Origin of the sequence: Myroides indicus (assembly GCF_004364575.1) — a bacterium.
Lineage (GTDB): Bacteria > Bacteroidota > Bacteroidia > Flavobacteriales > Flavobacteriaceae > Flavobacterium > Flavobacterium indicum_A.
This window is the reverse complement of the sequence record NZ_SOAG01000019.1, coordinates 13,192-25,529: the sequence shown is the minus strand read 5'-3', so window position 1 is coordinate 25,529 and position 12,338 is coordinate 13,192. Positions and strand designations below refer to the sequence as shown.

The window sequence follows — 12,338 nt, the reverse complement described above, 5'->3', positions numbered from 1 at the left end:
GCTAAAAATAAAAACAGCCTCAGATTTTATAAATCTCAGGCTGCTTTCTTTTTAAAATTATGAAAAAACTACTATTTTTTATTTTGCTTCAGCAAAGCGCTTAGACACTTCATTCCAGTTGATTACATTAAAGAAAGCCGTAATATAATCAGGACGACGGTTTTGGTAGTTTAGGTAGTAAGCGTGTTCCCAAACATCCATTCCTAAAATAGGAGTGCCTCCGCATCCTGTATTAGGCATTAAAGGGTTGTCTTGATTTGGAGTTCCGCATACTTCCAATTTTCCGTCTTTTACACAAAGCCATGCCCAGCCTGATCCGAACTGAGTAGCTCCTGCTTTGGAAAACTGATCTTTGAATTCTGCGAAAGAACCAAAGTCTTTTTTGATTGCTTCGGCTAATTCTCCTGTTGGTTCTCCTCCTCCATTAGGACTCATAACTGTCCAAAACAAATTGTGATTGTAAAAACCTCCACCATTATTGCGTACAGCACCTTTTGACATATCTAAACTTTTCAGAATTTCTTCAATAGATTTTCCTTCCAATTCAGTTCCGGCAATAGCTGTATTTAGGTTTGTCGTATATGCTTGGTGGTGTTTTGTGTGGTGGATTTCCATGGTGCGAGCATCAATATGTGGTTCTAATGCATCGTAGGCGTACGGTAATTTTGGTAATTCGAAAGCCATAATTCGTATTATTTAAAGATTAGTATTAATTTTATTTCAAATTTAGTCATTTTAAACGGAAAATAAAAAACTAAACTGTTTAATGTACGTTAACTCTTATGCCGAATAATCAAGTGGAAACTCCTTCTTTTTCAATATACAACGCTTCTGCCGGAGCAGGAAAAACACATACGCTGGTCAAAGAATACCTCAAAATACTGCTGTTAGACAAACAGGATGATGCCTATAAAAAGATTTTGGCTATTACATTTACTAATAAAGCGGTAGCAGAGATGAAAATAAGGGTGATTTCTTGTTTATATGCTTTTTCGCAAAACGATATACCGCAAAAATATGAGCAGATGCTGACTCAAATTTTGGAAGAAACAGCATTAAAAGAAGATTACGTTAGAACAAAATCCAAAAAGATCATAAAAAACATTATTCATAACTATGCTTCGTTTGACATTTCAACAATAGATAAGTTTACGCATAAGGTGATCCGTTCTTTTGCATTTGATCTCGATTTGCCGATTTCATTTGAGGTTACATTGGATTCGGATGAATTATTGCAGGAGGCTGTAGATGCAGTTGTATCTAAAGCAGGAGTTGATCCAGAACTGACAAATTTGCTAATAGACTTTTCTATTGATAAGGCAGACAATGATAAGAGTTGGGATATATCGAGAGAGCTTAAGGAAGTGGGAGCCTTACTGCTAAATGAAAACAGCAGAGAAGAAATTGCTTTGTTTGCTGAAAAAAAATTAGATGATTTTGTGAGGGTTCGCGATTTTTTGCGTTTTGAGATTCGGAGTATAACACAAACAACTAAAGAAACGGGAAGTTGCCTTTTAGATCTTATCAATACAAACGGAATAGATGTCAAATCATTTTCCAGAGGAACCTTTCCAAATCATCTCAACTATATAGCAAATGACGATGATAAAGCTACTCAGCGAAAATATTTGGAAACAGAAGACATCCAGATTAACAAAACGGCAAAAGATAAAGATTTAATTGAAGAGTATATTCCTCAATTTTTGGAGAAATTAGGTCAGGTTTATCAATTATATGCTAAACGAGCATTTTATCAGGCATTCTTAAAAAACATAACACCGCTTTCTTTGCTTAATGCATTAGGACAAGAAATGGATAAAATTCAACAAGAGAAAAATATTTTATCAATCAGTCAGTTTAATGCCATTATCCACAACGAGCTTCAAAATCAGCCAGCACCTTTTATTTATGAGCGCTTAGGCGAGCGGTACAATCATTTTTTTATAGATGAATTTCAGGATACATCCGAACTGCAATGGCATAACCTTATTCCGCTCATAGATAATGCACTTGCAGGCGAAGATCATTCACAAAATAAGGGTACTTTAATGATTGTTGGCGATCCTAAACAATCTATTTATCGATGGAGAGGAGGAAAAGCAGAACAGTTTATAGCGTTGAGCAAAGGCGAAAATCCTTTTTCGAATCCGGATAAGAAAGTAATATCGCTTGAAAAAAATTACAGAAGCTATTCAGAAGTAATCCAGTTTAACAATCTGTTTTTTAAATGTATTTCAGAAAAGTTTACTCATGAAGATTATCTGGACTTGTATCAAAATAATAGTTCGCAGCAAATTAATGATAAAAGGGGAGGATATGTAAGCTTGAGATTTTTAACGGAAGGTGAAGTAGAGGAAGGGAAAATTAAAGAAGAGCAATATGCTAAAGCGACTTTAAAAGCGATTCAAAAAGCAGTTGCTGAAGGATTTGACTACAGTGATATTGTTATTCTGACCCGAAAGAGACATCATGGAGTTATTCTGGCAAATTATTTGACAGAGAATGAAATACCCATTCTGTCTTCGGATTCTTTACTTATCAATAATGCTACAGAAGTCAGGGTTATTATTAATGTACTCCGCTATCTTAAGAGCGAAAGTGATTTAGAAGCAAAAGTAATGATGCTTTACTATATTGCTAATCAACAGAAAAGCGAAAATCCAGTAGCCGTCCATGATTTTATTGATCAGGGATTGGAACTGAAAAAAGAAAAAGTATTTGAAAATTGGCTAAAAGAGAATGGGATCGATATTTCTTTTGACAGATGTCGAAAAAAATCGCTGTATGAAGCAGTCGAGAATATTGTGAAAGCATTTTTGCCTGAAAAAAGCACCATTTCATATGTGCTGTATTTTTTAGATTTAGTATTAGAGCGTACGGTTAAAAATGTATTTGGTATATCTGATTTTTTAGAGTATTGGGAAGAGAATTATCAAAAATTTAGTATTCCTACACCGGAAGGGAAAAATGCAGTCCAGATTATGACCATTCACAAATCAAAAGGATTAGAGTTTCCGGTGGTAATTTTTCCGTTTGCAGAAGAGGATTATACTCGTTCCAACAGAGATAAATTGTGGCTAAATATTGAAACGGAAGAAGGACTGGACTTTCCAAAGGCACTTGTTGACTCAAAAAAAGAAGTAGCTGATTATGGTAAATTGGCTCGCGAGTTATACGAACAAAAAGAAGAGGAATTTTTACTGGATAATGTTAATGTACTATACGTGGCTTTAACCAGAGCAGAAGAGCAATTGTATATAATCAGTTATTACAACGTTACCGATAAGGGGGAGTTAAAAAACAATATGTCTTCTTTTTTTCTGGATTTTTTAAATGTTCAAGGTAAATTTGAAAACGATGAATTTCAATATGAATTTGGGAATGCTACGAGGATATCTGAGAAAAAAGAACGAGAAGCAGGTTCTGTTGAGATAATCCATTCGGTGAAAAAGCCTTTTGACTTTGGGCAGATAAAGATAGCAAAGCGAGAAGCGCTAATGTGGGATGCTCAAAACCAGAAAGCCATAGAGTATGGAAATATTGTTCACAAAGTAATGTCGTTTATAATTACTTCAAAGGATATTGACGATGCGGTTCTACAGGCTTTGGAAGAAGGTCTGATAACTGAAGAATCTAAAGAAGGATTTACTGCTACAGTAACAAGTATTGTAAAACATGCTGAACTCAGCGAATTTTTTGAAGAAGGCAATCAGGTGTTTAACGAAAAAATGATTATTGGTGAAAAACTATCCAATAGTATTCCCGACAGAGTAGTTGTTAACAAGTACGGAGAAGCGTTTTTGTTGGATTATAAAACAGGAAAGGAACAAAATAAGCACAAGGAGCAACTGATGCGATACGAGCAAGCTTTGCAGGAGATGGGATATGACGTAAAGAAAAAAGTTTTGCTGTACACGGGAGGAGATCATTTAAATATAATACATTTGTAAGACCAACAATTAGAAAGATAATAACGTTTAATAAAATAATATGTACGGAAAAATAAAAGAACACCTCCAGAATGAATTGGAGAGTATCGAAAAAAATGGTTTGTTTAAAAAGGAACGTATTATTACTTCTCCGCAAGGTGCAGAGATAACAGTGTCGTCTGGCGCTAAAGTATTAAATTTTTGTGCTAACAACTATTTAGGACTATCGTCACATCCTGAAGTGGTTCAGGCAGCAAAAGACACATTGGATTCTCATGGTTTTGGAATGTCGTCAGTTCGCTTTATTTGCGGAACGCAGGATATCCATAAAAAACTGGAAGCTACAATTGCTGATTTTTACGAAACAGAAGATACTATTCTGTATGCGGCAGCTTTTGACGCGAATGGAGGGGTTTTTGAGCCTTTGCTTGGAGAAGAAGACGCAATTATATCGGATAGTTTAAATCATGCCTCTATTATTGACGGAGTCCGCTTATGTAAAGCAGCACGTTATAGATATGAGAATAACAATATGGAGGAATTGGAGAAACAGCTCATCAAAGCAAATGAAGCAGGACATCGTTTTAAAATTATTGTGACTGACGGAGTTTTTTCAATGGACGGACTGGTTGCTCCTCTCGATAAAATATGTGATTTAGCAGATAAATATGATGCCTTAGTGATGGTTGATGAATGCCACGCAGCTGGTTTTATCGGAGCTACAGGAAAGGGAACCCTCGAAGCTAAAAAAGTAATGGGGCGCGTAGATATTATTACAGGTACTTTAGGTAAAGCTTTAGGAGGTGCGATGGGAGGATATACAACAGGTAAAAAAGAAATTATTGAAATTTTAAGACAGCGTTCAAGACCTTATTTGTTTTCAAATTCATTGGCACCTATGATCGTAGGGGCTTCTGTTAAGGTATTTGAATTGCTGAAAAAGGATACCTCTTTGCGCGATAAATTGGAGTGGAATACAAATTATTTCAAAGAAGGAATGAAAAAAGCAGGTTTTGATATTATTGACGGAGACTCTGCAATTGTGCCTGTAATGCTATATGATGCCAAGCTCTCTCAGGTGATGGCAGATAAACTATTGGAAAAAGGAGTGTATGTAATCGGTTTCTTTTATCCGGTTGTACCGCAAGATAAAGCGCGAATTAGAGTTCAGTTATCTGCTGCGCATACAAAAGAACATTTAGATAAAGCTATTCAGGCGTTTACAGAAGTAGGAAAAGAATTAGGAGTAATTTAAAATAGAAATAAAAAAGGCAAAAAGAACAATTCTTAGCTAAAAGTTTTGTGAATATGCTATATAATTGTATTTTTGCTTAATATTACGGTAAAGTAAAAAATAAAAGTTATGAAACATCTCAACAAATTATTTGCAGCAGCAATTCTTTGCGCGGGGTTATCTGCTCATGCTCAGGATGCGGATCATCCATGGGCTGTAACCGTTGGTGCTAACGCAGTTGATACTAAAATTAGTACTACCAGCAACTTCTCAAATCGTTTGGGAGGTTATTTTAAAACAGGCAATTGGAATATTCTTCCTTCTGTGTCATACTTAAATGTATCCAGATATTTAGGAGACGGATTTTCTGTAGGAGTTGTGGGATCTGTTAATAAAATAGAAAAATTCTATAAAAATGACAAGCAAGGGTATGAGGTTTACAATCCTGGAGATTTGTCTTATTATGGAATTGACGCTGAAATTAAATACAGCTTCAAAGAAATATTAAAATCAAGAGTTATTGACCCATTCTTATTAGTAGGTGGAGGATATACTTTCATGGGAGATGCAAGTACAGGAACTGCTAATGGAGGTTTGGGATTAAACTTTTGGTTTACTCCGAATATTGCCTTAACAGTACAGTCTACTTATAAGCATTCATTTGACGATTCAAGAACTCCGGATGTAGATGTAGCTTCGCATATGCAACATTTTGCTGGTATTCGATTCCAATTTGGTGGAAAAGATACAGATGGAGATGGAATTTTAGATAAATATGATGAATGTCCGGATGTACCAGGCTTAGCTGAGTTTAACGGATGTCCTGATACAGATGGAGACGGAATTCCAGATCATTTAGATGAGTGCCCGGATGTACCAGGTTTAGCTGAGTTTAACGGATGTCCTGATACAGATGGAGACGGAATTCCAGATCATTTAGATGAGTGCCCGGATGTACCAGGTTTAGCTGAGTTCAACGGATGTCCTGATACAGATGGAGATGGTGTGCCAGATCATTTAGATGAGTGTCCGGATGTACCTGGTCCAAAAGAAAACAAAGGTTGTCCTTGGCCAGATAGAGATGGTGATGGCGTACCAGATCATTTAGATAAATGTCCAGATGTTCCTGGTCCAGCTTCTAACAACGGATGTCCGGAAATCAAAGAGGAGCAAGTTAAACAGCTTAATGATTACGGAAAAACAATCTTGTTTAACACAGGTAAATACACTTTCCAAGAGTCATCTTATGCAGTATTAGACAATATTGTTAGAATAATGAACGAATATCCAACTGCTAAATTCCATATTGCAGGATATACAGACAGTACAGGTTCTGATAAAATCAATATTCCTTTATCTGATAACAGAGCTAATGCAGTTAAAGTTTATTTAATTGAAAAAGGAGTAGACTCAAGCAGATTATCTTCTCAAGGATACGGTTCTGCAAATCCGATTGCTGATAATAAAACAGTGAAAGGACGTGAATTAAACAGACGTGTTGAAATTCAAGTGAAAAAATAATTAGCATTGTAATTAATATTCAAAAAACGCTTCGAGAAATCGAAGCGTTTTTTTATATCTTTAGGCTATGGATTCTATAACTTTTCTCGATAAATTAAGTGCAAAAATAAAGGAGGATTTTCCTCTTGACATGAATTGTTTAACGATTGTTGTTCCTAATAAAAGAGCAGGAGTTTTTTTGTTGGATAGTTTAAAAAAGCATTATACAAAAAGTGTATTTGCTCCTGTAATTATCAGTGTTGAAGAATTGATTCAGACGATATCAGGAATTAAATCGATCGATTCTATTGAGTTGTTATTTGAGTTTTATAGTGTTTACAAAGAAATTCACCAAGAAAAATCTCAGGACTTTGATAGATATGCTAATTGGGCAAAAATGCTGTTACAGGACTTTAATGAAATTGATCGGTATTTGTTAAAGCCGGATCATGTGTTTTCATACCTGAAAGATATCGAAGACATAAAACACTGGTCTTTAGATCCGAATCAAAGAACCGCTTTGATTGATAACTATTTGGAGTTTTGGAAGCGAATGCCTGAGTATTATGAAACTTTATATGCTTGTCTTTTGTCTAAGCAAAGAGGATATCAGGGACTTATTTATCGAGAGGCTGTAAAAAAGAAAGAGGCTTTTTTAGAGGAAAATAAACAACAACAGTTTTATTTTGCGGGATTCAATGCCCTCAATGCTGCTGAAGAATTAATTATTCAGTATATTTTGTTGGAAGGAAGGGGAAGAGTTTTTTGGGATATTGATGAGGTTTTTTTCAATGATCCTTATCATGATGCGGGTTTATTCCTGAGAAGAATAAAAAAAACCTGGAAATATTACCAGACTAATCCTTTTGAATGGATAGTTGATGATTTTGGAAAAGAAAAAAATATCAAGATTATTCAAACGCCTAAATCGGTCGGACAAGCCAAAATAGTTGGACAGATTTTAGAAGATACTATAGAATCGGGAGCTCAATTAGATAAAACGACAGTTGTGTTGGGAGATGAAAACCTGTTGCTGCCTGTGCTTTACGCTTTGCCTGATAAAGTTAATAGTTTAAATATTACTATGGGATACGAAGGTAAAAGCAATCCGGTGTTGATATTGTTAAATAAAATATTTAAGATGCACTTGTCTGCACTTAGACGAGAAGGAAGCCAATATGTAGTATATTATAAAGAAGTAATTGATGTTTTAGCAAATCCTATTTTCACATCCCTTGTGGATGCCACGGAGGTAATAAATCAAATAAAGAAAAAAAATCTGACTTTTTTTTCACTTGAACGTTTTAGCTCTTGGGGAGAAGAAGTTCAAAATCAATTGCTTCAAGAGGTTTTGGAATCGTGGGAACAAAAAACGCCTAAAGAAATGCTTCAAAAACTATTGAAGATAGTTTTAGAAATTAAAGAAAAGCTTTCCAATGAAGGAGAAGAGGTTCTAGTAAAAACTTTTTTGTATGCAGCGTATAATCTGCTCAACCGATTGGTTACATATTGTGAAAAATATGATTTTATCACTTCTTACGAAACACTCTATGCGCTTTATAAGCAAGTGATGGAAATGGCAGAAGTTTCATTTGAAGGAGAACCGCTTCAAGGACTTCAGGTTATGGGGGTGTTAGAAAGCAGAGTTTTGGATTTTGATACCGTAATTGTTACTTCGGTAAATGAGGGTAAATTTCCGTCGGGGAAAACCCAAAATTCATTTATACCTTACGATGTCAAAAGAGAATTCGGTCTGCCGACTTTTAAAGAAAAAGATGCTATTTACAGTTTTCATTTTTATCATTTACTGTTGCGAGCCAAAAATATATACTTGTTGTACAATTCGCAGTCAGAGGGGTTGGATGCTGGTGAAAAGAGCCGTTTTTTGACTCAGCTCGAAATAGAAAAGCAACCAAAGCATCATCTGAGTAATTTGACATATTCTGCTTTTTTACCGGAAAAAGCGTACGAGCCGATTAAAATTGAAAAATCTATTTTGCTGCAACAGCAGCTAGAAAAAATAGCTACAGAAACAAAAGGATTCTCTCCTTCATCTTTGTCTAGTTATCTCAGAAATCCTGTTCAGTTTTATATGCAGAGAGTATTGCGTATAAAAGAAGTTGAAGAAGTAGAAGAAAATGTAGCATTAAATACTTTAGGAACTATTATTCACAATGCTCTGGAAAATCTGTACAGACCGTATGTAGGATTTAATTTGGTAGAGTTTGATGTGATAAAGATGTTAGAAATTGCCGATGAAGAAGTTGCTAAGCAGTTTGAGGAAGTGTATAATAGCGATAGAGAAAGAATGGGAAAAAATCTTTTAGCATTTGAAGTAGCTAAGAGAAATGTATATCACTTTTTAAAGGTAGAACTTGAACAACTGAAAGAAGGAGATAAGGTTCGTATTTTAGAATTGGAAAAAGAATTGTTTTATACTCTTCTGGATGAATCTTTACCATACCCGGTTAATCTGTTTGGTGTGGTGGATAGAATTGAAGAGCGAAACGGGATAGTTAGAGTGATTGATTACAAAACGGGAAGGGTTAATTCTAATGATGTAAAATTGTCAAAATGGGAAGGTTTAACAATGGAGTTGAAAAACGAGAAGATTATTCAGCTTCTGCTATATGCCTTAATGTATAGTGAAGAAAATAAAGATAAACCTATAGAAGCGGGAATTTATTCTTTTAAAAACAGAAAAGAAGGCTTTTTATTTTTTGGCGTTAGAGAAGGCAGAAGTGTTAATTGTCAGATTAACCAGGAAATATTAAAAATTTTTAAAGCAGAATTAATACAGCTGCTGATTGCAATTCTTAATCCAGATCAAGCTTTTGTAGAAGAAATCAAGTAACTATATTTTCTTTAAAAAACTTTGTATTGAATCAGATAATTCTTGAGGTGCTTCAATGTGAAGCATATGTCCGCCTTTTAAAGTGAATAAAACTGTTTCAGTATTTTGTATCTGTTCTGCAGTTTCTGTGTAAGGCATTACCGGATCGGAGTTGCCTAATATCAAAGCAATGGGATAAGGAGCAAAATGTAAAATCACCTCTCTGTCAATACGAATTTTCATGCCTTCTAATGCGGCAATTATTCCTTGAACGGGTGTTTTTAAGGCTTCTTGTTTGGTATGCTTGATTTCAGACTGAATAAAAGGTCGGATTTCATCTGAAAACAAATTATTGATTGCCATATTTACAAACGTGGCACTGTTCTGTTTGATTAGTTCAATGGCACGGTTTCTGTTTTCTATTCTTTCCTTATTATCAGGTCGTGCTGTTGAATTAATTAATATCATACTTTTAACCCTATCAGGATATAGTTCTGCAAATGCAAGGGAAACGTAACCACCCATAGAATGACCTATTAAGGTTACTTTTCGCAGTTTTAATTCAGAAATAACGGCAAAAACGGCATCTGCCATGTCTTCCATGGAGTGCATGTACCCTAAACAGCCCGTTTTACCATGTCCTAATAAGTCAATAGCAATAACCCGGAATCTTTTGGAAAAATCCTTTGTTATTTTTTGCCACATGAGGGCATTTTCTAAGAAGCCGTGCAGCATAATCAGTGCGCTGCCTTTCCCGTGTTCTGTATAGGCGATATCAATGTTTTTAAAAGATACTGTTTGGTAGTCCATAGATAATATTTCTTATACAAATATAAACAGGTTCAAAATAGTATAAAAGCAGAAGTTTTTTGGAATAGTTATCAAGAAAATAACAGCTACTCTATATTTATCAATCTAAAATAAGTCTAAATAAATAAAAACACTATTTTTGTAGCAGATTAATAGTTGATTATAATTAAAAGTATAATGAAAAAAATTTATTTACTAGTCATTTTAATTAGTTTTTTAGGATTTGGGCAAAATGGAAAACCTTATCAAATATACAGCTCCAATGGAAAAAAAGTAAGCTTTGCAAAAATGATAAAGCACTTAAAAAAAGAGGATGTTGTATTGTTTGGAGAATTTCACAATAATTCGCTCGGACATTGGTTACAGTTGCAAACCACAAAAGCGCTTGGCAAAGATAGAAATATTACATTGGGGGCAGAAATGTTTGAAACCGATAACCGCGAAGGATTAACAGCTTATGTAAAAGGAAAAATAGACGAAAAGGAATTTGCAGAGCAGGTTCGTTTGTGGGATAATTATAAAACCGACTATAAGCCTTTGGTAGAATATGCTAAAGCCAATAATTTGGAGTTTATCGCAACCAATGTGCCTCGTAGATTTGCTAATTTGTTATATAAAAAAGGAATTGAGGCTTTAGATAGTTTGACCCTTCAGGAAAAAGAGTGGATTGCTCCGCTACCTTTTCCGTATGATGTTTCTTTACCGGGATATCAAAAAATGTTAACTATGTTTGAAGACCATCAGGAAGAAAATCTGCCTAAAGCCCAGGCTATAAAAGATGCTACAATGGGATATTTTATTTCAAAATATAAAAGAGAAGGAAAACAGTTTATTCATTATAATGGTGCTTATCACAGCAATAATTTTGAAGGTATAGTTTGGTATCTCAATCAATACGCTCCAGAACTAAAAGTGGCAACAATAACGATGGTAGAAAGCGATAATGTAGATGTTTTTGAAAAAGATAATTTAGGTTTGGCTAACTTTATCATTGTTATAGATGCGAATATTTTAAAGTCTTTTTAATTTTTTTGTAAATAAACTATTTTATAACCTTAAAAAAAGTAGTGAATAGGTTTGAATTCTGGTTTTTGGTTGTTTTTTTATTTGTTTATATTCAGTATAAATAGGGTTTGCCTCGTTGTAGATAACGTTAATTAGATGTATTTTTGAGAGATTTTTTCAAGAAAAACAATTAAAATTACATTATGGCAAAATCTGCACTATTAAAGTCGTCCTTAGCAAAGAAATATTGGATGGCTCTTACAGGGTTATTTTTATGCTTGTTTTTGGTTGGTCACTTGATAGGGAATCTTCAGTTGATTTTTGGGGATGCGTCAAAATTCAATGAGTATGCCTTATTCATGACAACTAATCCAGCTGTAAAAGTATTATCTTATCTGACGTACATTTCAATCCTTTTCCACGCGATTGATGGTATTGTTCTTACTATTCAAAACAAAAAAGCCCGACCGATTGGTTATGTAAAGAACAACGCGAAGGCAAATAGCTCTTGGTCGTCACGTAATATGGCGATTTTGGGTACTTTATTATTAGTTTTTATTGTAACGCATATGGTTAATTTCTGGGCAAAAATGCATTTTTCTGAAATGCCATTGCAAACCATGGAAGTTAACATAGCAGAAGGGCAAACGGTAAAATTGTATAAAACGGTTCAGGAGCAGCCAATTCCTGCAACAGCTGTTGAAATGGGACAGCTAGAAGTGAGAGGAACCGGATTTTATCAAGGGGATTTAAAAATTGCGGACGGTTACAAAGATTTACATAAAATTACTGTTGAATTCTTTCAACACCCACAATACGGACTAATAGCCACTGTTTTGTACGTACTTGCCATGGTTGTTCTTGGTTTTCACTTGTCTCACGGATTTGCGAGTGCATTTCAATCGCTTGGGATCAATCATCCTAAGTATAATTGTTTAATTAAAGGAATCGGAAAAATATTCTGTTATGTTATTCCGGCTTTATTTGCTATCATTCCTTTATACATTCACTTTATCCTTAAATAGAT

At 34.6% G+C, this 12,338-nt stretch carries 8 protein-coding genes; 6 read left to right on the top strand and 2 right to left on the bottom strand.

The genetic code is table 11. The features are described from left to right. Nucleotides 1–78: 78 nt before the first annotated feature. Nucleotides 79–684: a superoxide dismutase gene (locus tag C8P70_RS08815; RefSeq protein WP_133712972.1), complete on the bottom strand. Its 606-nt coding sequence runs from the start codon at nt 682–684 to the stop codon at nt 79–81. Nucleotides 685–782: 98 nt separating this feature from the next. On the opposite strand from C8P70_RS08815, the gene C8P70_RS08810 reads away from it, so the two are divergent. The 4 genes from C8P70_RS08810 to C8P70_RS08795 all read left to right on the top strand — a co-directional run bounded on the left by C8P70_RS08810 (nt 783) and on the right by C8P70_RS08795 (nt 9,517). Continuing rightward, nucleotides 783–3,950, top strand: coding sequence for a UvrD-helicase domain-containing protein (locus C8P70_RS08810; RefSeq protein WP_133712971.1), 3,168 nt, complete (start codon nt 783–785; stop codon nt 3,948–3,950). Nucleotides 3,951–3,990: 40 nt separating this feature from the next. Further along, on the top strand, nt 3,991–5,184 hold the full coding sequence (gene kbl, locus C8P70_RS08805) for a glycine C-acetyltransferase (protein ID WP_133712970.1): 1,194 nt from the start codon (nt 3,991–3,993) through the stop codon (nt 5,182–5,184). A gap of 108 nt (nt 5,185–5,292) precedes the next feature. Further along, a complete protein-coding gene (locus tag C8P70_RS08800) occupies nt 5,293–6,684 on the top strand; it encodes an OmpA family protein (RefSeq protein ID WP_133712969.1) in 1,392 nt (463 codons plus the stop codon). Nucleotides 6,685–6,751: 67 nt separating this feature from the next. Next, nucleotides 6,752–9,517, top strand: a complete 2,766-nt coding sequence (locus C8P70_RS08795) for a PD-(D/E)XK nuclease family protein (protein WP_133712968.1) — start codon at nt 6,752–6,754, stop codon at nt 9,515–9,517. Here C8P70_RS08795 and C8P70_RS08790 read toward each other — a convergent pair whose 3' ends face one another. Next, nucleotides 9,518–10,306 carry an alpha/beta fold hydrolase gene (locus C8P70_RS08790; RefSeq protein WP_133712967.1) on the bottom strand — a complete coding sequence of 263 codons (789 nt, stop codon included), beginning with the start codon at nt 10,304–10,306 and terminating at the stop codon, nt 9,518–9,520. It abuts the gene before it with no gap. Nucleotides 10,307–10,483: 177 nt separating this feature from the next. On the opposite strand from C8P70_RS08790, the gene C8P70_RS08785 reads away from it, so the two are divergent. Together C8P70_RS08785 and C8P70_RS08780 are read left to right on the top strand one after the other, a co-directional pair. Then, nucleotides 10,484–11,332: a ChaN family lipoprotein gene (locus C8P70_RS08785; protein ID WP_133712966.1), complete on the top strand. Its 849-nt coding sequence runs from the start codon at nt 10,484–10,486 to the stop codon at nt 11,330–11,332. 182 nt (nt 11,333–11,514) lie between these two features. Beyond that, nucleotides 11,515–12,336 carry a succinate dehydrogenase cytochrome b subunit gene (locus C8P70_RS08780; protein WP_133712965.1) on the top strand — a complete coding sequence of 274 codons (822 nt, stop codon included), beginning with the start codon at nt 11,515–11,517 and terminating at the stop codon, nt 12,334–12,336. The last annotated feature ends 2 nt before the right edge of the window (nt 12,337–12,338 follow it).